Annotated in this window: 19 protein-coding genes and 1 riboswitch; of the genes, 4 read left to right on the top strand and 15 right to left on the bottom strand. The window is 40.9% G+C overall.

The annotated features are described in order from the left end of the window. Positions 1-26: 26 nt before the first annotated feature. Both AC3WR0_RS16580 and AC3WR0_RS16575 read right to left on the bottom strand, forming a co-directional pair. Positions 27-1466, bottom strand: a complete 1440-nt coding sequence (locus AC3WR0_RS16580; RefSeq protein ID WP_492553343.1) for a GntP family permease — start codon at positions 1464-1466, stop codon at positions 27-29. A gap of 450 nt (positions 1467-1916) precedes the next feature. After that, positions 1917-2111, bottom strand: a complete 195-nt coding sequence (locus AC3WR0_RS16575; protein WP_492553342.1) for a VOC family protein — start codon at positions 2109-2111, stop codon at positions 1917-1919. 203 nt (positions 2112-2314) lie between these two features. Between AC3WR0_RS16575 and AC3WR0_RS16570 the strand changes: the two genes are divergently transcribed. Continuing rightward, positions 2315-2593 carry a hypothetical protein gene (locus tag AC3WR0_RS16570; RefSeq protein WP_492553341.1) on the top strand — a complete coding sequence of 93 codons (279 nt, stop codon included), beginning with the start codon at positions 2315-2317 and terminating at the stop codon, positions 2591-2593. 25 nt (positions 2594-2618) lie between these two features. Beyond that, positions 2619-3233: a YitT family protein gene (locus AC3WR0_RS16565; protein ID WP_492553340.1), complete on the top strand. Its 615-nt coding sequence runs from the start codon at positions 2619-2621 to the stop codon at positions 3231-3233. A 677-nt stretch (positions 3234-3910) separates the two neighbouring features. Here AC3WR0_RS16565 and purD read toward each other — a convergent pair. From purD to AC3WR0_RS16500, 13 genes are all read right to left on the bottom strand, one after another. Continuing rightward, complete coding sequence (purD, locus tag AC3WR0_RS16560) at positions 3911-5185, bottom strand: phosphoribosylamine--glycine ligase (protein ID WP_492553339.1); 1275 nt, start codon at positions 5183-5185, stop codon at positions 3911-3913. A gap of 22 nt (positions 5186-5207) precedes the next feature. Next, positions 5208-6746 (bottom strand): bifunctional phosphoribosylaminoimidazolecarboxamide formyltransferase/IMP cyclohydrolase, encoded by a 1539-nt coding sequence (gene purH / locus AC3WR0_RS16555; RefSeq protein WP_492553338.1) that lies wholly within the window; start codon positions 6744-6746, stop codon positions 5208-5210. Between the two features lie 9 nt (positions 6747-6755). Beyond that, on the bottom strand, positions 6756-7325 hold the full coding sequence (gene purN / locus AC3WR0_RS16550) for a phosphoribosylglycinamide formyltransferase (RefSeq protein WP_492553337.1): 570 nt from the start codon (positions 7323-7325) through the stop codon (positions 6756-6758). Then, on the bottom strand, positions 7322-8356 hold the full coding sequence (gene purM / locus AC3WR0_RS16545; protein WP_492553336.1) for a phosphoribosylformylglycinamidine cyclo-ligase: 1035 nt from the start codon (positions 8354-8356) through the stop codon (positions 7322-7324). The genes purN and purM overlap by 4 nt, the downstream gene beginning before the upstream one ends. A gap of 24 nt (positions 8357-8380) precedes the next feature. Further along, positions 8381-9796: an amidophosphoribosyltransferase gene (gene purF, locus AC3WR0_RS16540; RefSeq protein ID WP_492553335.1), complete on the bottom strand. Its 1416-nt coding sequence runs from the start codon at positions 9794-9796 to the stop codon at positions 8381-8383. Next, positions 9781-12000: a phosphoribosylformylglycinamidine synthase subunit PurL gene (gene purL / locus AC3WR0_RS16535; RefSeq protein ID WP_492553334.1), complete on the bottom strand. Its 2220-nt coding sequence runs from the start codon at positions 11998-12000 to the stop codon at positions 9781-9783. The genes purF and purL overlap by 16 nt, the downstream gene beginning before the upstream one ends. Then, entirely contained in the window at positions 11984-12670 is a 687-nt protein-coding gene (purQ, locus tag AC3WR0_RS16530; RefSeq protein ID WP_492553333.1) for a phosphoribosylformylglycinamidine synthase subunit PurQ, read from the bottom strand. Before purQ ends, purL begins: the two co-directional genes overlap by 17 nt. Then, complete coding sequence (gene purS / locus AC3WR0_RS16525) at positions 12667-12921, bottom strand: phosphoribosylformylglycinamidine synthase subunit PurS (protein ID WP_027323114.1); 255 nt, start codon at positions 12919-12921, stop codon at positions 12667-12669. The genes purQ and purS overlap by 4 nt, the downstream gene beginning before the upstream one ends. Further along, positions 12909-13634: a phosphoribosylaminoimidazolesuccinocarboxamide synthase gene (gene purC, locus AC3WR0_RS16520; RefSeq protein ID WP_492553399.1), complete on the bottom strand. Its 726-nt coding sequence runs from the start codon at positions 13632-13634 to the stop codon at positions 12909-12911. The genes purS and purC overlap by 13 nt, the downstream gene beginning before the upstream one ends. 2 nt (positions 13635-13636) lie before the next feature. Further along, positions 13637-14788 carry a 5-(carboxyamino)imidazole ribonucleotide synthase gene (gene purK, locus AC3WR0_RS16515; RefSeq protein WP_492553332.1) on the bottom strand — a complete coding sequence of 384 codons (1152 nt, stop codon included), beginning with the start codon at positions 14786-14788 and terminating at the stop codon, positions 13637-13639. Continuing rightward, on the bottom strand, positions 14781-15245 hold the full coding sequence (gene purE, locus AC3WR0_RS16510; RefSeq protein ID WP_492553398.1) for a 5-(carboxyamino)imidazole ribonucleotide mutase: 465 nt from the start codon (positions 15243-15245) through the stop codon (positions 14781-14783). The genes purK and purE overlap by 8 nt, the downstream gene beginning before the upstream one ends. A 152-nt stretch (positions 15246-15397) precedes the next feature. Continuing rightward, positions 15398-15499, bottom strand: a riboswitch (purine riboswitch). A 136-nt stretch (positions 15500-15635) separates the two neighbouring features. After that, a complete protein-coding gene (locus tag AC3WR0_RS16505; RefSeq protein ID WP_492553331.1) occupies positions 15636-16313 on the bottom strand; it encodes a response regulator in 678 nt (225 codons plus the stop codon). Then, positions 16306-17895 carry an ATP-binding protein gene (locus AC3WR0_RS16500; RefSeq protein ID WP_492553397.1) on the bottom strand — a complete coding sequence of 530 codons (1590 nt, stop codon included), beginning with the start codon at positions 17893-17895 and terminating at the stop codon, positions 16306-16308. The genes AC3WR0_RS16505 and AC3WR0_RS16500 overlap by 8 nt, the downstream gene beginning before the upstream one ends. A 190-nt stretch (positions 17896-18085) precedes the next feature. Here AC3WR0_RS16500 and AC3WR0_RS16495 point away from each other — a divergent pair, with 190 nt between their 5' ends. After that, on the top strand, positions 18086-19129 hold the full coding sequence (locus AC3WR0_RS16495) for a DctP family TRAP transporter solute-binding subunit (protein WP_492553330.1): 1044 nt from the start codon (positions 18086-18088) through the stop codon (positions 19127-19129). Between the two features lie 513 nt (positions 19130-19642). Further along, complete coding sequence (locus tag AC3WR0_RS16490; protein ID WP_492553329.1) at positions 19643-20914, top strand: dicarboxylate/amino acid:cation symporter; 1272 nt, start codon at positions 19643-19645, stop codon at positions 20912-20914. The last annotated feature ends 15 nt before the right edge of the window (positions 20915-20929 follow it).

Genomic DNA, 20929 nt, shown 5'->3' with positions numbered 1-20929 from the left:
ATTGTAATCTCACTGTTAGTCTGTTGTTACACAATTCCAAACAATGAATACAGAGCAATAATGAAGAAAACAGAAACTGTTTTAATAACCGTAATGGCAAAAATATCTTTATAAGATTGCCTATGTGTAAGACCAGTTACCGCTAGTAACGTGATAACAGCACCATTGTGCGGAAGTGAGTCCATACCACCTGATGCCATAGAGATAACCCGGTGCATAACCTCTGGAGGAATATTGGCTGCTTGGATTGCCTGATTATATTTTTCAGACATTGCGCTTAATGCAATACCCATACCGCCTGAAGCAGAGCCTGTAATACCTGCCAAAGTAGTTGTAGTAACAGCACCGTTCACTAGCGGGTCAGAAAAAGTTCCGGAAATTCCGTCACTAACCGTTTTAAAACCAGGAAGTGAGGCAATAACCCCTCCAAATCCATATTCTGATCCTGTGTTCATAGTTGCAAGGAGTGCGCCTCCGATACTTAAATTAAGACCTTCTTTGAAATTAGCTTTTACCCGTTTCCAATCGTATGCCATGGTAGCAAAAATACCTACCACTAACGCCAATTCTACTGCCCAGATTGCAGCCACTGCTGGAACATCAACAGCATAGGTTTTTAATCCGATTGCTGAGAAATCAAAGCCATTAGGATACCATTTTGGAATATAGGTTACGAATACTTTATTCATAACGCCTACTAGTATTAGTGGAACAAAGGCCATGATTTGTTTGCCAAGAGATTGCTGGGTCGAAAAGTCAGGAACTGTCTCCCCTTTTTGTATAGCTGCCTGGCTATCTGCAGCCGCCGCAGTTTCAGTTCCAAATCCAAAATAGCCTTCTCCAGCTTTTTCTGCCTTCTTGCGTCTTGATTCTAGATATAAATAACCAATGAGAAATACAAAAACTCCTCCTAAAATACCCAATACAGGAGCTGCATATATATCCGTTTTAAAGAAAGCAATCGGTATTACGTTTTGAATTTGCGGAGTGCCCGGCAATGCATCCATTGTAAAGGTAAAGGCTCCCAATGCAATAGTTCCCGGAATAAGTCGTTTAGGAATATTTGCTTCTCTAAACAAGTGTGCAGCAAAAGGATAAACAGCAAATACAACAACGAATAAACTTACTCCGCTATATGTCAAGATGGCTCCCAAAAGAACGATAGCCAAAACGGCTCTCTTTGCACCAATCGCTTTTACGATTGTTTTAGCAATTGATTCCGCAAGTCCTGACATCTCAACTACCTTACCAAAGATTGCACCTAATAAAAATACAGGAAAATAAGATTGAATAAAGCCGACCATCTTAACCATGAATACCCCAGAAAAGAATGGCAGAACGTAACCTGGCTGTGTTAATAAAACAGCAAAAAGTGCACATAGTGGAGCAAATAAAATAACAGAAAATCCGCGATACGCCACAAACATTAAAAGTCCTAACGCCAATAAAATTACAATTAAATCCATTTAAATCCCCCTTAATCGTTCTTTACCTCTTACAGAGTAATAGTAAGCGTTTACAAAACTTCTCAAACCTTCCCCCTTTCTTAACTGCTTACATTAGTTTAGTTGCAAGATTCGTGCCAAGATATTTATATCTTCCTAATTATCAAAAAAATCAATCTACTTGTAGGGTGCTTCCATATGTTTTCCTTTTATTAAACTTCTTTTTCAAGACAATATAATCCGATTATCCGGAAAAGTCTGGCTAACCAGTCCGGCTATCCGGAAAAATTCCGTCCGAACGGAATTTTATTTTTCTTCTATATAATTGGAAACTTCTAGTAGATTTAAATCCAAATCTCTAAAATATATAGTAACTTTTTTTCACCAGAGATCCAGTCGTTCAATTGGTCCTTCTTCAATTATAATCTCGTGCTCTCCTATTTCTTTTAAAACCTGATTAATGGGAGTTTCCTAAATAAAACATAAATCAGAAGAACCAGGAGTCGGCATATTTGCCTTTGGTTCAAATTCATTTCCCCAGAGATGAAGATTAATCTTTTGATTTCCAAATTTAGAAGCCTTTCGGTTATCACCGAATGTAATAATTTCCATTCCCTTAATAGTTGAATAGAAGCTGCAGGTTTTTTCAATGTCCTTTACGGTCAAAACCCACGGTAATTCCCCTTTATCCTTTCTAAGAATAATCTTTAAAATGCTGTCTATAAAAATTTTGGATTATCAAATTTTCAATCCAGAACATTCGATCATTGTCCTATTCTTTTTATTCAAAGAATATTTTTGGCTGGCAGGAAATATTTATAAAAGAAACAAGCTTAAAGTAAATGGGGATTTTAAAGGAGAGATATGCGGTGCTGATTGCTAAAATTGTTGTATCCCTTGGATTGTTATATACTTCATTTTCATTCTTATTTAATCAATTCAATTCCAGATCACCACTTAAAAAGGTCTCATTTAATCTATTAGTACTTATCGGTTCCATTCCCCTTATCTATGCTCTTTATTGTGAGAGAATGAATAATAAATCATTAATGAATCTGGATATTGGCATAGCCTTTAATATTACCTGGATCGTCACCTTCATTTCTCTAATTTTTGGAATTACTATTATTTTAGTCAATAAACGTTAATTTATTTCAGTTTAATGAAAGCTAGGTGATTGCCATCCTTATAAAAATCGTTACTGTATTCCTTGGAAGTCTATTAATTGGAACAGGTATCAATGGCTTTTTAATCCCTCACCATTTATTGGATGGCGGGATTGTTGGACTTGCCCTAATTATCCATTACCAATACAGTATCCAGGTCGGATTGTGTATGATTTTGCTTAGCCTCCCCCTTTGTTTATTTGCATGGTTTGTGAGTCGCCATTTACTCTATACCAGCCTGCTAGGTCTTGTAGTTTCCTCCACTTTTATTGATTCATTGGCACCCTTGCAGCACTTTTTTTTACTTCCTATTTTACTGAGTTCAGTTTTGGGAGGCTCTATCATCGGATTGGGAATTGGACTGATGCTCCGATATGAGGCAAGTACGGGAGGAACCGATTTATTAGCTTACATAATATCTAAGTCTTCCCCCATCAATATCGGTCTTATGATATTTCTCCTTGATGGTTTTGTAGCCTTATTAGGATATAACATACTGGGATTAAAAAGCTTTCTCTATTCAGCGTTAACCATACTAATAGTAGGCGTAGTAACCTCCAGTTTTACAAAGGTTCAATACCGGAAATCTAATTTTTATTGGAGAGGTTTCCCACTGATTTAACTTGAAGGGGAACTTTGTCCTTTTGATGTTGATATGAGCATTTTTCGACTTCACTTTTTTTTAACCTCAAATTGATATTAGTGGAGGCTGGTAACATCACTTTTTCTCCTTATTAGAACCAAAGTGATAATAGTGGGGACTGGTAACATCACTTTTTCTCTTTTTTAAAACCAAAGTGATGTTATTGAAGATTAGTAACATCACTTTTTCTCTTTTTTAGAACCAAAGTGATGTTATTGAAGATTGGTAACATCACATTTTCTCCTTATTAGAACCAAAATGATGTTATTGAAGATTAGTAACATCACATTTTCTCTTTTTTAGAACCAAAGTGATGTCATTGAAGATTGGTAACATCACAATTCCTCCTTTTTTAAATCAATTGGATGTCAAGGAACATTGACAGGTAAGTTTTAAAAAAACTTGGAATTCGCCAAGTCCTTTGCGGATACCTTAGTTGTGCTTATCACGCTCAAAACGGCACATCGTGTGCCTTTCGCCTGACTAGGACATCCTCGGAAAAGCTAGTGCTTTTCCTTCGTGCGATGATATTGCTGACGAAGCCTTCCTTATCCTGTCCATCGTGCGTTCAGAAGTTAGGGAAATAAATTCTGATTAGCCAAGCAAAAAACTCTGTCCTGGAAGGGACAGAGTCTCGATTATTTGGGTATTTTTAATTAAGGGGTAACACTATACCCAATAGCACGTTTCCCAATATCTTTACGATAAAATGCTTCAGAACAGCTTATTTTCTTCATTTCTCCGTATACCTTTTCCTGTGCCTCGGCAATTGTGTTTCCTTTAGACCCAACGAGAAGGATGCGCCCTCCATTTGAGGTCCACTGTCCCGCGTCTGATTTTCCGGTCCCAGCATGGAATAGATAAGTACTTTCATGAAGTGAGTTCAAGCCATTAATGATTTTGCCATTCTCATAGGCTTCCGGATAACCTCCAGATGCCAGTACAACGCCAACCATTGCTTCCTCATGCCACTCAATCTCAGGAACTTTTCCTTCCAAAATATCAAGAATTATTTCTGCGAGATCGGACTTCATTCTAGGGAGAACTACCTGTGTTTCAGGATCTCCAAATCGCGCATTAAATTCAATCACTTTTGGTCCGTGCTCTGTTTTTATCAGGCCTGCAAAAAGGACTCCGCAAAAGCTTTTCCCTTCCTTAACCATGGCAGCAGCGGCTGGTATTAAAATGGTTTCCACAGCTTCAGCAATGGTTTGTTCACCAATTTGAGGTACTGGCGAATACGCACCCATTCCACCAGTATTTGGTCCCAGGTCATTGTCATATACGCGCTTATGATCCTGAGCTATTTGCAATGGGATAACTGTTTCTCCATTGATGAAGGCCATAAAGGAAAACTCTTCTCCCTGTAAAAACTCTTCAATTACAACCTTATCCGCAGAAGAACCAAATCTTTTATCCAGCATCATCTCTGTCAGACTGTCCAAAGCTTCTTCCAATGTAAAAGCAACAGATACACCTTTTCCTGCCGCCACGCCATCTGCTTTTATGACAATGGGAACTCCCTTTACTCTAATATATTCAGCCGCCTCTTCGTAATCAGTGAAGGTGCGGTAATCGGCAGTAGGGATTGTATAACGTTTCATTAAATCCTTTGCGAATCCTTTGCTTCCTTCTATCAGGGCTGCCTCTCGGCTCGGCCCAAAAACACGGAGACCTTCTGCGGAGAAACGATCGGCAAGGCCTTCTAGCAAAGGAACCTCCGGACCGATAATCGTTAATTCAACTTTATTTTTTTTAGCAAAATCTACAAGTTTGTTCTGTTCATTTTCCTGAATATTAACTGTCTCAGCCACATTCCTAATGCCTTCACTTCCAGGAGCACAATAAACAGTTTTCACCAATCTGCTTTCCTTTAGTTTCCTGCAAATCGCATGCTCACGGCCACCGCGGCCAATTACCAGCACATTCACAAACGGCACCTCCATGGCTATTTTAATGTCTAAAGTGTCGAATTCCGGTTAATACCATTGCAATACCATACTCGTCGGCTTTTTTGATGGAATCCTCATCCCGGATAGATCCGCCAGGCTGAATGATCGCTGTAATCCCGGCTTTTGCTGCAGCTTCTACTGTATCATCCATTGGGAAAAATGCATCGGATGCTATAACTGCTCCATTTGCTTTTTTACCTGCTTGTTCGAGGGCAATTTTTGCCGCACCGACACGGTTCATTTGGCCAGCGCCGATGCCGTAAGTCATGTCTTCTCCATTAACTACGATTGCATTAGACTTAACATGCTTCACCATTTTCCAGCCAAACTCTAAAGCCTTCCACTCAGCTTCAGTCGGTTCTCTTTTGGTTGCAACCTTGATTTCCGCATCCTTTATAGAGAATTCATCGTTATCCTGTACCAGAAGCCCGCCCTCGATAGATGTTAAGCGCATTTCTTTCTTCGGTTCACTCTCAAATGGAATAGCCAGCAGGCGGACATTCTTTTTCCCTTTTAGAATATCTAGAGCTTCCTCCGAGAATCCGGGAGCAATAATAATTTCAAGGAATATTTCGTGTAGTTTTGAAGCTGTTTCACGATCTACCTCACGATTTAATGCCACAATACCTCCAAAAATGGAAACAGGATCTGCTGCAAAAGCTTTAGTAAAGGCATCATAAATCGTTTTTCCCGTTCCCGCACCGCAAGGATTCATGTGTTTAACAGCCACTGCAGCAGGTTCAGAGAATTCCTTAATAATTTTAAGGGCCGCATCCGCATCATTAATATTATTGTAAGACAGTTCTTTTCCATGAAGCTGTATCGCATTAGCAATCGAAAAAGATGAGCCTAGCGGCTTTTGGTAGAAGGATGCTTTCTGGTGCGGATTCTCGCCATATCGCAGCCCCTGTTTCAATTCATATGTAACCGTTAATTTTTCAGGTGCTTCTGTAGAAGTTAATCCTGTCATATATTCAGCAATCAGAGCATCGTAAGCGGCAGTATGTCTGAAAACCTTCGCTGCTAATCTCTGTTTCGTTGCAGGCTGGACCTCTCCGTACTCATTCAGTTCACCTAATATTGAAGGGTAGTCAGCGGGATCAACTGTAACAGCTACATATTTATGGTTTTTAGCTGAAGCCCTAAGCATGGCAGGCCCGCCAATATCAATTTGTTCGATTGCCTGTTCAAAGGTTGTTCCTGGCACCTCAATCGTCTTTTTGAAAGGATAAAGATTTACACAAACAATCTGTATAGGAACAATTCCATGCTCGTTTAACTGCTCCTTATGGGATGGATCATCCGCCTTTGCCAGAAGCCCCCCGTGAATCATCGGATGAAGGGTTTTTACTCTGCCTTCCAAAATCTCCGGAAATCCAGTTATTTCGCTTACACTTTTAACGGAAATGCCATTCTCCTGAAGGGTTTTTTTAGTTCCGCCGGTAGAAAGTATTTCAAATCCAAGTTTTTCTAGACCAGCCGCAAATTCAATGATTCCTTCCTTATCCGATACGCTTATTAATGCACGTTTCTTCATCATGACACTCCTCTATTTTCTAGTTAGTAGTTTTTGTAAGGTTACAGGATAAAGCTGATGTTCGAGTCTATGTATTTTTTCCTGTAAGCTTTCCCGAGTTTCATTATACCCAATTTCTATTGTTTGCTGGGCGATAATGGGTCCGGTGTCCATTCCCGCATCAACAAAATGAATGGTAACACCGCTTCTGGATGCACCAGTTTCAAGTGCCTGGCCAATAGCATCCTTTCCGGGATAAGCCGGAAGTAAGGATGGATGGATATTAATAATCCTCTCCGGATATTCAGATAAAAGAGTTGGTCCTATCAATCTCATATATCCAGCCAAAATTAAGTACTCAATCCCTCTCTCTTTTAATTCCGTGAGAATCTCCCGTTCAAATTCTTCCTTAGAGCTATAGCTTTTTGCCGAAAAGACAAACTGGTCAATACCCATTTTTTGAGCACGTTTTATGGCCTGAGCCCCCGGTCGGTCACATACAAGCAGTTTTATTTCTGCCTGCAGTTTACCGGAAACGACTGCATCGGCAATTGCCTGAAAGTTGCTGCCGCTCCCTGACGCAAAGACTGCTACTTTTTTCATAGGAAGTCACCAATTTCTATGCCTTCGCCCGATTTAACTATTCCAATCTTATATACGGTTTCACCCTGTTCCTCCAGGTGTGATATTAGATTGGGTACATCTTCAGGAGCTGCCGCTATTACCATACCAATTCCCATATTAAAAATATTGTACATTTCAGACCTCTTTAGTTGTCCTCTTTGTTCTAGGAGATGAAAGATTGGGTGAATTGGCCATTGGCCTTCGTAAATTTTCGCTCCAAGACCATCCGGAAGCATGCGGGGGATATTTTCTATAAAACCGCCGCCTGTTATATGGGCCATTCCCTTAATGTTAAACTTTTCTAAAGCTGATAAAATTGGCTTTACATAAATTTTAGTAGGTGTTAGCAATTCAACTGCAAGAGTGCAGCCAAGTTCTTCAACCATACTGTTAAGATCAATTTGAGCGTCCTCAAGGAGAACTTTCCTCACAAGGGAGAATCCATTGCTATGAAGCCCGCTTGATGAAAGGCCGATTAGTACGTCTCCTTCTGTAATATCAGCACCAGTTATAATTTTTGATTTTTCACAGGCGCCTACAGCAAAGCCGGCAAGATCGTATTCCTCTATATCATACATTCCCGGCATTTCTGCCGTTTCTCCTCCAACGAGAGCACATCCTGCCTGGACGCAGCCTTCTGAAACTCCTTTAATAATCATTTCTATCTTTTCTGGGAGGGCTTTTCCGCATGCGATATAGTCTAGAAAATATAAGGGTTCGGCACCCTGAACCACAATATCATTCACACACATCGCAACAGCATCTATCCCTATGGTATCATGTCTGTCTGCCATAAATGCGAGCATGAGTTTAGTCCCGACGCCATCAGTACCCGAGACCAAAACGGGCTCCTTTAAATGAAGTGCAGAAAGGTCAAACATTCCTCCAAAACCCCCAAGGCCACCCATTAAGCCCGGGCGCCAGGTTGTTTTAACATGTTTTTTCATTCTTGAAACCGCCTCATAGCCTGCTTCAATATCTACTCCAGCCTGTTTATATGCGTTTGCCATTTTGTGACCTCCCGGATCCCTTTATTAACACTTTTGAAGAGGAACTCCCATTGTTTCTGGATAGATTTCTGTTGGATAGTTGCCTGTAAAACAAGCAAGGCACTGTCCGCATGAACTGCCCTCGCCTTGATGCCCGATTGCTTCAAGCATTCCTTCTACACCTAAAAAGGTTAAAGAGTCTGCTCCAATAATTTCCCGAAGCTCCTCAACTGAATGTCTCGAGGCGATTAGCTCTTCCTTTGTGGAGGTGTCAATTCCATAAAAACAAGGATTTTTAATAGGCGGTGAACTGATAACAACATGTACCTCTAATGCCCCTGCCTCTTTTAGCATGGAGACAATACGCCTGCTGGTAGTACCGCGGACAATAGAATCATCTACCATGATGACTCTTTTGCCCTCGACAACTCCCCTTACAGGAGAAAGTTTCATTTTTACCCCTTGCTCTCTCAGTGACTGAGATGGCTGGATAAAGGTTCTGCCTACATAACGGTTCTTAATTAGCCCCAATTCATAAGGAATTCCGGATGCTTCCGCATAGCCAATTGCGACTGAAATACTTGAATCCGGCACGCCGGTTACAACATCCCCTTCGATAGACACTTCTTTAGCAAGCCGTTTTCCAAGGTTCTTTCTGGCTGTATGGACATTTATCCCATGAATATTGCTGTCCGGCCTTGAAAAATAAATATATTCCATCGTACAAATAGCTCTCGTAGTGTTAATGGAGAAGAACTCTGATTTAATGCCTTCATCAGAAATAATCAACAGTTCACCAGGAATAACATCCCGAATAAACTCTGCACCAACAATATCAAAGGCACAGGTTTCTGAGGCAACCACATATGCGTCACCTAATTTACCTAAAGATAACGGACGCAGCCCGTTAGGATCCAGTGCCACAAGCATTTCTTTCTCCGTCATAATAAGAAATGCATAAGCACCCTTTAACATAGTAAGAGCGTTTTTAACTCTATCCTTTATTTCGTAAAAGCCGCTTCTTTTAATTAAATGTGCGAGAACTTCAGTGTCTGAACTGGTCTGAAAAATACTGCCCTGTGCTTCCAGCTGATGTTTTAAGGAAACTGCATTAACAAGGTTCCCATTATGGGCAAGGGCAAGGCTGCCACTTTGAGAACGGAACAGCAGCGGCTGGACATTTTCATAGCCGCTTCCGCCTGCCGTAGCATAGCGTACATGCCCTATACAAGCCTTTCCAGTTAATCCCTGAAGTGCCTCTTGAGTAAAAACCTCTGTCACAAGACCCTCATCTTTATAGCCTTTAAGCTGCTCCCCATCGGAAACTGCCATGCCTGTTCCTTCCTGTCCCCGGTGCTGCAGGCTGTGAAGTCCATAATATGTGATTTGAGCAGCATCGGGATGCCCCCAGATACCGAATATGCCGCATTCCTCATTCATACCCTTTATTTCAGCAAGCATGGGATAGCCCCTTTCCAGACTGTTTCAAGTTCTTTAACGTCAGCTTTAATCAGTTCCTCGTCTTCTGAGAAGATGGCAAGAGCTGCAGAGTCGTTTACTTCTCCAATCAATACACAACCCTCAATCATTGCCTCTACTTTTGATTGGTGTTCTTTTTTGACAGATAAAAGGTATCGTGATTGAGTTTCACTGAAAAGATTAGTGACAGGTTCCCCTTCAATCTGGACCTTCACACCAAGCCCATTTGTTCCCATTAAACATTCAGCCAGTGCAATAGACAAGCCGCCTTCTGAAAGATCATGTGCCGAGGAAACCAGTCCTGAACGGATCGCTGCTAGAATTTCGGACTGTCTTTGCTGTTCTATTTCCAAATTAATAGCTGGCGCCTTCCCATAAATCCTGCCGGCAGTAAGCTTTTGCAGCTCGCTTCCTCCAAATTCAGCTGCAGTTTCACCTATTAAATAAATAAGGTCCCCTGCATTTTTAAAGCTTTGAGTTGTTATATGATCAAGGTCCTCCACAAGGCCTACCATTCCAATAACGGGAGTTGGATAAACCGCTGTTCCATTTGTTTCATTATAAAGCGATACATTCCCTCCGATGACCGGAGTGGCAAGGGTACGGCATGCCTCACTGATTCCATCCGCTGCTTTTTCAATCTGCCAGAAAATTTCAGGTTTTTCCGGATTTCCGAAGTTCAGGCAGTCAGTAATCGCAAGCGGCTCTGCTCCGGAGCAGACGATATTCCTTGCTGCTTCAGCAACTGCTATTTTCCCTCCCATTTCAGGGTCAAGATATAAATAACGGGAATTACAATCTGTTGTCATAGCCAATGCCTTTCTTGTGCCACGGATGCGGACAACGGCTGAATCTGAACCAGGTGAAACTACGGTACTGGTCCGGACCATATAATCATATTGGCTGTAAACCCACTCTTTGCTGGCAATGGTTGGCTGTGCCAATAGCTTCAGGAATGTATTTTTATAATTTTCAACTGAAGGAATCTCTTCTCCGATACTTTGGAAGTCACGGAAATACTGTGGTTCTGAGGAAGGTTTATGATAAACAGGAGCTTCCTCAGCAAGTGCATCCGCTGGTACATCGGCTACTACCTCACCGTGATGAAGAAGTCTCAGCATTTTATCCTCTGTTACCTGCCCAACCCGAACAGCTTCCAATCCATATTTTAAAAAGATATCGCTAATTTCCTTCTCTCTGCCTGCTTCCACCACCAAAAGCATGCGTTCCTGAGATTCTGACAGCATCATTTCATATGGAGTCATACCTGTTTCGCGCTGTGGAATAAGGTCAAGATTCATTTCTATTCCCATGCCTGCTTTGCTGGCCATTTCGGCTGAAGAGCTGGTTAGCCCTGCCGCTCCCATGTCCTGAATTCCGACTAAAGCGTCTGATTTAACTGCCTCAAGACAAGCTTCCAAAAGGAGCTTTTCCATAAATGGATCGCCAACCTGTACGGCTGGTCTTTTCTCTTCCGATTTCTCAGTCAGTTCTTCTGAAGCAAAAGTGGCCCCATGAATTCCATCTCTGCCGGTTTTGGCTCCAACGTACATAACGGTATTTCCCGCGCCATGCGCCTGGCCTTTTTTAATGCTGTCGTGGTCGATTAATCCAACACACATGGCATTTACCAAAGGATTCCCTTCGTAGGAAGCGTCGAATTGTATTTCTCCTCCAACAGTTGGAATACCGATGCAGTTACCATAGCCTGCGATTCCGGCAACCACTTCTTTAAATAGATACTTTACTCTTTCGTTATCAAGTTCCCCGAAACGCAGAGAATTTAGAATGGCTATAGGTCTTGCACCCATGGAAAAGACATCGCGGATAATTCCTCCTACACCTGTTGCCGCCCCCTGATAGGGCTCAATTGCTGAAGGGTGATTATGGCTTTCAATTTTAAAAACAACTGCCTGCCCGTCCCCGATATCAACGATTCCTGCACCCTCACCTGGTCCCTGAAGTACCCTTTCCCCAGTTGTTGGAAATCTTTTTAAAACAGGCTTGGAATTTTTATAGCTGCAGTGTTCTGACCACATTACTGAAAATAGTCCTGTCTCCGTAAAATTAGGCAATCTTCCTATGATTCTTTCAATCATCGAAAATTCCTGATCAGATAATCCCATATCACGATAAAGACGGTCTGCTTTAATCTGCTCCGGACTTGGCTCAAGCTTTAATAACATTTGCTTCCCTCCAGTTTTTGACGATTGATTTGAATAGCGTTAAGCCAGCTGCTCCTCCAAGCAAAGAATCTACCGCTCTCTCAGGATGTGGCATCATCCCCAGTACATTGCCTTTTCTATTCGTAATGCCAGCGATGTTTTCAATGCTGCCATTGGGATTTACACCTTCATATGAAAAAACAATCTGCTTGTTATTCTTGAGTTCTTTTAAGGTTTCTGTGTCACAAAAGTAATTGCCCTCACCATGAGCAATAGGAATAGTGATAATTTCTCCATTTTCATATCCGGTGGTAAATAACGTTTCATTGTTTTGCACTTTTAACTGGACATCCTGGCAAATAAACTTCATATTTTCATTGCGAAGCATAGCGCCAGGAAGAAGGCCTGTCTCGAGAAGGATTTGAAATCCATTGCAAACTCCCAGAATAGGCTTTCCTGCTTCAGCTGCCTTGATAATTTCCTTCATTACATTGCTAAAACGGGCAATGGAACCTGTTCGAAGATAGTCTCCGTAAGAAAAACCACCTGGAAGAAGGATGGCATCATAGCCATCAAGATTTTCACTGTCATGAAAAATATAATCTGCCTCTTCACCTAATTCATCCTTAATGGCATGAAACATATCAAGGTCGCAATTGGATCCTGGAAAAACAATCACAGCAAATTTCACAGGGCCACACACTCCTCAATTTCATAACGATAATCCTCAATTACAGGATTAGATAGAAGACGGCTGCAGATTTCATTAACTGTTTCCTCAACTTCTTTGCTGCCTTTTTCAATTTCAAGCTCCATATATTTTCCGATTCGAACGCTTCCAACTTCTCCATAATTCATGGAGTGAAGAGCATTTTTTACAGCTTCCCCCTGTGGATCCAATACACTTTCCCTTAAAGTTACATAAACTTTTACTTTGTACATGCTGTTTGCCCTCCTACTTTCTTTAGAATTTTAGTGTAAGCTTCTGTCAGGCTTCCTAAATCCCTGCGGAAAACGTCCTTATCCAGCTTTTCATTTGTAGCTATATCCCAAAGCCTGCATGTATCAGGAGAAATTTCGTCTGCAAGAAGAATAATGCCGTCTTGGTCTATTCCAAATTCAAGTTTAAAATCAACAAGGTTAATGCCAAGGTCTTTAAAATACAATGATAAAACCGAGTTTACTTCCAAAGCTTTATTCTTTAGTTCCTTTAATTCTTCAGGTGTGGCTAATTCCATTTCTCTGATATGGTCCTCTGTCAGTATTGGGTCGCCAAGATCATCATTTTTGTAATAAAACTCAACCATTGGCCTGGTGAAAGCTTTTCCCTCTGGAACTCCAAGCCGCTTGGAAAGGCTGCCGGCAGCCAGATTTCGAACTACTACCTCAAGAGGGATGATCTTCACCCGCTTTACCAGCTGTTCTGTTTCGGATAACTTGCTGATAAAGTGAGATTTAACACCTTTATCGGCAAGCATTGAAAATAGCAAACTAGTAATCTGGTTGTTCAGCATGCCCTTACCTGCAATATTAGCTTTTTTTTCACCATTGAAAGCTGTGGCTGAGTCTTTATATTCAACCCAAACTATGCCTTCATCTTCGGTGGAATAGATTCTCTTTGCTTTTCCTTCGTATAAAAGCTCACCTTTGTTCATGCTCACTTCATCCCTTCTGCTGTTTTTTCATTCCAAATCAGACTTGCTGCGGCGGACGCTTCTGCCTTTTCCAGAGATTCCTCTAAAATGGTGATATGCCCCATTTTTCGATTTTCTCTAGGCTCTTTTTTTCCATATAAATGAATTTTCCAATCTGCCGGTGCAGGGATAGTTTCCAAAAGCGGTTCAAGATGCTGGCCTAATATGTTATACATAACTGCCGGTTTTAAAAGCTCTGTACTTCCCAAATCCCAGCAGCAGATAGCACGTATATGCTGTTCAAACTGAGATGTTTCACAGGCCTCAATGGTATAGTGGCCAGAATTATGAGGACGTGGAGCCATTTCATTTATATAAAGTTCTCCATCTTTACCGACAAACATTTCAACAGCTAGGGTCCCTACCAGCTCAAGATAATCAGCAAGCCTTCCAGCCATTCTTTTGGCTTTTTGCTCTGTGTCATCCGAAATTAGGGCAGGCACAATGGTCTTATGCAGTATATTATTTTTGTGGACATTTTCAGCGGCAGGGAAAAATTTAATCTCCCCATCTATTTTTCTAGTAACTATTATTGAAATTTCTTTTTCAAACTCAATCCATTTTTCAAGTACGCATGGCCCATTTGCCAGCAGTCTTATTGCCATTTCTGTATCACTTTCACTCCGAAGAACATATTGGCCTTTTCCGTCGTATCCTCCCTTTGCGGTTTTTAAAACCGCTGGGAAACCGCCGATTCTATTTATTTTCTGCGCCAATTCCTCCTCTTCATCCACTCTTTCAAATGGAACAGGATGAAGACCCGCCTCGAGGATTGCTTGTTTTTCATTCAGCCTATCCTGGGTAATTTTCAATACTCTTTCTCCCTGGGGAACATAGGCATTTTGACAAAGCCAATTAAGTGCTTCAGCATCTATATTTTCAAATTCATATGTAATAACATCGCTAATATCTGCCAGCGTGCGAATTGCCTCCATATCGTTATACCCGCCTGTAACTTCGATGTCAGCAACCTGGCCGCATGGTGACTTCTCCTCCGGATCAAGAACAGCTATTCGAAATCCCTGTGCTTTAGCAGCCAGTGCCATCATTCTGCCAAGCTGGCCACCGCCGATTATTCCAATTGTTTGTCCAGGTAGAATCACTTTATTAGACAAGCTCCTCACCGCTTTCCATTACTTTACTTTTCATTTCTTCTCTGGCTTCAGCAATCTTTTTTGCCACATTAGAATCAAAGGCTCCCAGTATCTGTGCAGCCAAATATCCGGCATTTTCAGCTCCCGCTTTTCCTATAGCTGTTGTTGCTACCGGAATCCCGCCGGGCATTTGTACAATGGATAACAGAGAATCCAAGCCGTTTAATGCTTTTGACTGAACCGGAACTCCGATTACTGGCAAGGTAGTAAGAGCAGCAACCATACCCGGCAAATGTGCGGCACCACCGGCTCCGGCGATAATAACTTTAATGCCTCTTTCTCTCGCCTTTTCAGCAAAGTCAAACATATAAGAAGGAGTTCTATGGGCTGAGATCACTTTTTTTTCATAATCAATATGCAGTTTTTCCAATATCAAACATGCATTTTTCATCGTCTCCCAATCTGATTTGCTTCCCATAATGACTGAAACATCAGGCAAAACTTCCACTCTCCCTTGAAAAAATAAAAAGCCCGAAATGGATTGTCTTCTCTATAAGAGAAAGCAAACCATTCCGGGCAATAGAAAAAGTACGCAAACAAAAAAGCCTATGCATACAGCTTATATGCAGAAATAGAAAAACTCTCCCTCATAGTCCGGCTATTTACGGCAGCCGGGTAGAGACTCATGGGCCATATTCCCATTATTATACGAGGTGTAAATTATTTGATTAATACTATCATAGCAATCTAAAACAGGTAATGTCAAACCAAATCACGAACATTTAAGATGTTTTTACATAAAACGTTCGATTATGAATCATCTTTATTTCTATTTAATATAATCCTCTGCAAAAGAATATGCAAGCCATTATTCTTTTATGATATATCTGTTAATGGGCCTGCCAATCCCTCCATATGTCACATCAAGGGTGACCTGACCGCTGCCTTCTAAGTATTCCAGGTATCTTCTGGCCGTGACCCTGGCAATCCCTATCTCATCCGCTGCCTCCTCAGCTGACAGGGGAGCCTTGGTATTTTTCAAATGAGCATAAATTTTTTTCAAAGTAACCTCATGCAGTCCTTTTGGCAGCTGATTTGGGGCTGAATTCTCCTTCGGCAGTGTATGGAGCAATGCATCTAATTCTTTTTGTGACACATTTTCCAGCCTGTTTATTTTTTCATAGTAGTTTCTGTAATTTACAAGGGCTTTTTTCAATCGTTCAAACTTAAAGGGTTTCATAATATAATCAAAAGCCCCGTTCTGAAGGAATGCCTTAACGGTTTCTATATCACTCGCAGCCGTAATCGCAATAACGTCCACTGAAATTTGTTCAGCCCTAAGGAGCGTCATCGTTTCGAGTCCATTTAGATGAGGCATATACACATCAATTAAAACTAAATTAGGCCTTTTGGACTTTATTAGCTTCATACCTTCTTTACCATTTGAAGCAATACCTGTGACCTGAAACCCCTCAACCATACTGACAAATTGCCGGTTAACTTCCTGAACCATTGGATCATCTTCAATCAAAACTACATCAATCATAAGCGCCTCCTATTTTCATGGGGAAGGTAATCGTGAAGGCTGTTCCCCGATTAATGGCCGAATCCACATGGACATCCCCTTTCCCCTTTTCGATAATCTGATTAATAAGGAATAAGCCGATTCCACGGCCCTCTGCTCTTTTTGAAGAAAAGCCGTATTCAAAAATATGCGGAAGATCCTTCTCTGAAATTCCACAGCCATTGTCTTCAGCCAATATTGATAAAAATTCGTCGGTTTGTTGAATGCTGAGATAAATCTCGTTCTCCCTGCTGTCTTTATTTTTAAAAGAATCAAAAGCATTTTCAATCAAATTACCAAGAATCAATACCAGGTCATGATGATCTAAAGTATCCGGAAGCTGCTGAAGAGTGCTGCTTCGGTCAATTGAAACTAGAATACCAAGCTCCGTCCCTCTCGAAATCTTACTTAATAGGAGACCCGAAATGCTGTCATTCTTTATATTTTTACTTAGAAATCTAGTTATTTCTCCATGCGTTTCCGAGACATCAAAAACATATTCGAGGGCTGCTTCATTTTTCCCCAGCTGAATAAGACCGGCAATCGTATGAAGCTTGTTCAAATATTCGTGAGTCTGCGCCCGAAGAGCACTGACAAACGCTTTTACTCCAGTCAATTCTTCTGCAAGCTTTCTTACTTCAGTACTATCCTGGAAAACAGCGATTGCGCCAATGGTCCCTCCTTTGACAATAATCGGGAAACGGTTGCTGATTATTGTCCTGTTATTAATATATAAATCTTTATTATAAATCCCCTGATTGTATTCAAGAATTTCCGGCAGATAAGTATCAGGCAAAACCTCTCTGATCGGCATGCTGATAACATTTCCAGTAATCCCTAAAATCTCATAGGCTTTACGGTTAAAGAGTGTAATTTTTTCATTGCTGTCGATAGCAATAATACCTTCATGCATGGCGTTGAAGGTTTCCGTTCTTTCTGTTACTAATCTGGCAATTTCATAAGGCTCCAGATAAAACATCTGCTTCTTAATCTGGGCCGCCAGGAGCCATGCTCCCCACCCTCCAAGAAATAGACACATTCCACCTATTAAAAACAGCTCTTTTTTAATTGATAGAAGGGTTTCCCAAACACTTGGAAGACGATACCCTGCGATAACTACTCCAGCCTGCTGATGGTCCTTATCTATGATGGGTACAAAAGCACGTATTACCGTCCCAATTTCGCCTCTTGCTTTAGAGGTATATGAACTTTCTGCAAAGGCCGGGCCTTCATCGTCTCCTTTTGAGATGGTGCCTCTCATCTGAGGAAGCGGATGTGTCAGCCTTTCATGATCCATATTCAAAATCACAATATACTCAGCTTTGTTATTCATTCTTATTTTTTCAACTATGTTATTCAGTGATTCCGACGGCTTCCCCGTTTTAAACATATTGGGCAAAACTCCAGGAAGCTCAGACACATTCCTGGCTGTAATCATGGCCCTTTCCTTCAATTCGTTTTCATTTGACTGGATAAATTCATTTACAAGAAAAATGCCCAGGAGAAGCAAAGTAACGAAAACAATAAAAAATGTTAATATCGTAATCTTCCAGTGGATTGGCATTCTGCCAAGATTTATTTTCAATGCGCTCGACCGCCAGTATAAAAAATCTTTTTTACTGTATTGTAGCAATCCTAACTGATTTCTTAAATCATTTAATTGAAAAAATGATATTATAAATTTGAAAAAAGAAATTATCCTGGTACAATTTAAACTTTATTAAGACGGTAATTGAGAATGGGAGTTTTCTAGAATGAAATGGTATATCCTCTCAGCATGCCTAATTTTATCTCTTCTTATAATATTTGTAATGAACAGTACCGAAGGTTTTTTTGACCGCACTAAAGTCCCGGCGGACGATGAGCAAAAAGGATTAAAAGATCAAGTAGTTATTCGTTTCAGCCATGTAGTTGCTGAAAATACCCCTAAAGGTCTTGCTGCTCAGAAGTTTGCTGAGCTCGTCCAGAAAAAGACTCACGGAAAAGTTAGAGTAGAGGTTTATCCAAATGGGATTCTTTACTCTGACAGTGATGAGCTTAAAGCTCTACAGGATGGGAAAATTCAGATGATTGCTCCCTCTTATTCTAAACTGACAGATATTGTCCCCAGCCTGGAGGTGCTTGACCTGCCATTTATTTTCCGGGATGACCGGCATGTAAAAGCTATTTTTACCGGCCAGGTCGGCCGTCAGCTTCTAGGTATGGTGGACCAGCAGCAAATCAAGGGAATGGCTTTTTGGAGTAATGGTTTTAAGCAAATGACTTCATGCCAAACGCCTCTTATTCACCCTTCTGATTTTAAAGGTCAATCTTTCAGGGTAATGCCTGGCAAAGTGATTACAGAACAATTTAACCTTCTGAACGCTAAACCTGTCATTACTTCGTTTAACGAGGTTTATCAATCTTTGGAAAATCACAAGGTTGATGGACAGGAAAATTCTATATCTAATATCTACTCCAAGAGGATTTATAAACTCCAAAAGTATATGACTATCAGCAATCATGGATATTTAGGATATATCGTAGTTATCAATCAGAAGTTTTGGAAAAGCCTCTCCCCTGAGATTCAAGATGAGATTCAGAATGCTATGGAGGAAACTACTGTTTGGATTTTACAGGAATCTACGAAAATGAACACTAAACAGCTTAAAGAAATTAAAAATAGTTCACCTATACAGATTCATTCATTAAGCAATCAGGAAAAAAAGGAATGGATGAAGGCTTTCCATCCTCTCTATCGTGATTTTAACGATGAAAAAAGCAATGACTTAATAAAAAAAATACAGAATACCAAATAGCACAAAGAGGGGGATTTCCCCTCTTTTTTTCTTTCCTGTTGATTTTCGCTTCCGGCGCTCGCTTTCCGCGATCGTTTTAGAAGCCTGTCAACTTCCTCGCCTAGCCCCTTGAGTTTGCTTCAATCCTGATGTTTTAAGCAAAGAACGATTCATCGTCAGGCCCTTCGGCGCACATGAAATAATAGTGCCGGTATCGCCACAGGGCGTGGCGATTTTATTTAGCCGGCCACCGCTTGTCGGTGCTGAACAAGACAATTCCGTTCTTCTTTCTCCTCCATTCCTTTCGCCTGTTGGGTCTCCCTTTAACAGCTTTCCCCGCAGGAGTTTCGCGCCTACAGCACAATCAGCATATTGCAAAATCGACATAAGCTTAAAAAGCCTTTATTTTAAAAAGTTCATGACCTAAATGAACAAAACGAACAATAGCACCTAAAAGACAATTTTTCTAAATATTTGGCTAATATTAAAGCAAGGGATGAAAGCGTTATCAAATCAAACAAAGGGGGATTTTAAATGAAAAAAGCACTAAATAATCTTACGGTTCGTGTTCTTATTGCAATCGTTCTTGGTATCATAACAGGAATTATCTTTCCTCAGTGGGCCGATTCATTAAAGCTTCTTGCAGACGCATTTATTAAATTAATCAAAATGGTTATCGCACCAATCGTATTTTTTACTGTCGTAATAGGAATCGGAAGTATGGGAGATATGAAAAAAGTAGGGCGAATCGGGGGAAAAGCCCTGCTATACTTTGAGATTGTTACGACATTTGCTCTTGCAATTGGACTTCTTGTTGTGAATGTCATCAAGCCTGGACATGGCTTCAATACCGCTGGGGCTAAAGGCGGAGACATTTCACAATATACAGAGCAGGCCAAAGCAGCGAGCCACGGAGCAGTTGAATTCTTTATGAATATCATTCCAGATAATATTATTGCTGCTATGGCAAAAGGCGAATTGCTTCCCATTCTCTTTTTTGCAGTCATGTTTGGATTTGCCCTTGCCGCAATGGGCGAGAAAGGGAAACCAGTTGTTACCCTTCTTGAAAAACTCGCAGATGTATTCTTCGGGATTACAAACCTGGTTATGAAGCTTTCACCAATCGCTGCTTATGGCGCCATGTCTTTTACTATCGGAAAGTTTGGAGTAGCTTCGCTTCTTTCACTTGGAAAATTGATGGGCTCTGTTTATATCACAATGGCACTTTTCATCCTAGTGGTTTTAGGAACAATTGCAAAACTTTACAAGTTTAATATATTAAAGTTTATTGCTTATATTAAAGAAGAAATCCTGCTTGTTTTAGGAACTTCATCTTCGGAATCAGCTTTGCCAAAAATGATGGAAAGACTTGAAAAATACGGATGTTCCAAGTCAGTAGTTGGGTTAGTTGTTCCAACTGGCTACTCATTTAACCTTGATGGTACTGCTATCTATCTATCAATGGCAGCTATGTTTATTGCACAGGCTTATGGTGTTGATATGTCTGTATGGCAGCAAATCACTCTCCTTGGTATCCTTATGCTTACCTCAAAGGGTGCTGCTGGTGTAACAGGTTCAGGTTTTATTACACTTGCTGCTACTTTAGCTGCATTCCCAAGCATTCCAGTTGAAGGTATTGCCCTGCTTCTAGGTGTTGACCGCTTTATGTCTGAAGCACGCGCTATAACAAATCTGATTGGTAATGGGGTTGCAACTGTAGTAATCGCTAAAACCGAGAATGAATTCCATCCAGAAACAGTTACTGAAACCGAACCATTAAATCCATCTATAAAAATAGCTAACTAAGCCACAGAGAAAAGC

Source organism: Neobacillus sp. FW104-15D2, from assembly GCF_058790155.1.
This window is presented reverse-complemented; position numbering and strand designations above follow the sequence as displayed.

Bases quoted from the DNA above. Each gene is read 5' to 3' on its own strand.
- AC3WR0_RS16580 (WP_492553343.1), bottom strand. From the start codon at position 1,466: ATGGATTTAATTGTAATTTTATTGGCGTTAGGACTTTTAATGTTTGTG.
- purH (WP_492553338.1), bottom strand. From the start codon at position 6,746: ATGATGAAGAAACGTGCATTAATAAGCGTATCGGATAAGGAAGGAATC.
- purN (WP_492553337.1), bottom strand. From the start codon at position 7,325: ATGAAAAAAGTAGCAGTCTTTGCGTCAGGGAGCGGCAGCAACTTTCAG.
- purM (WP_492553336.1), bottom strand. From the start codon at position 8,356: ATGGCAAACGCATATAAACAGGCTGGAGTAGATATTGAAGCAGGCTAT.
- purF (WP_492553335.1), bottom strand. From the start codon at position 9,796: ATGCTTGCTGAAATAAAGGGTATGAATGAGGAATGCGGCATATTCGGT.
- purL (WP_492553334.1), bottom strand. From the start codon at position 12,000: ATGTTATTAAAGCTTGAGCCAAGTCCGGAGCAGATTAAAGCAGACCGT.
- purS (WP_027323114.1), bottom strand. From the start codon at position 12,921: ATGTACAAAGTAAAAGTTTATGTAACTTTAAGGGAAAGTGTATTGGAT.
- purC (WP_492553399.1), bottom strand. From the start codon at position 13,634: ATGAACAAAGGTGAGCTTTTATACGAAGGAAAAGCAAAGAGAATCTAT.
- purE (WP_492553398.1), bottom strand. From the start codon at position 15,245: ATGGGAAGCAAATCAGATTGGGAGACGATGAAAAATGCATGTTTGATA.
- AC3WR0_RS16505 (WP_492553331.1), bottom strand. From the start codon at position 16,313: ATGATTGATGTAGTTTTGATTGAAGATGATCCAATGGTTCAGGAAGTT.
- AC3WR0_RS16500 (WP_492553397.1), bottom strand. From the start codon at position 17,895: ATGCCAATCCACTGGAAGATTACGATATTAACATTTTTTATTGTTTTC.
- AC3WR0_RS16495 (WP_492553330.1), top strand. From the start codon at position 18,086: ATGAAATGGTATATCCTCTCAGCATGCCTAATTTTATCTCTTCTTATA.
- AC3WR0_RS16490 (WP_492553329.1), top strand. From the start codon at position 19,643: ATGAAAAAAGCACTAAATAATCTTACGGTTCGTGTTCTTATTGCAATC.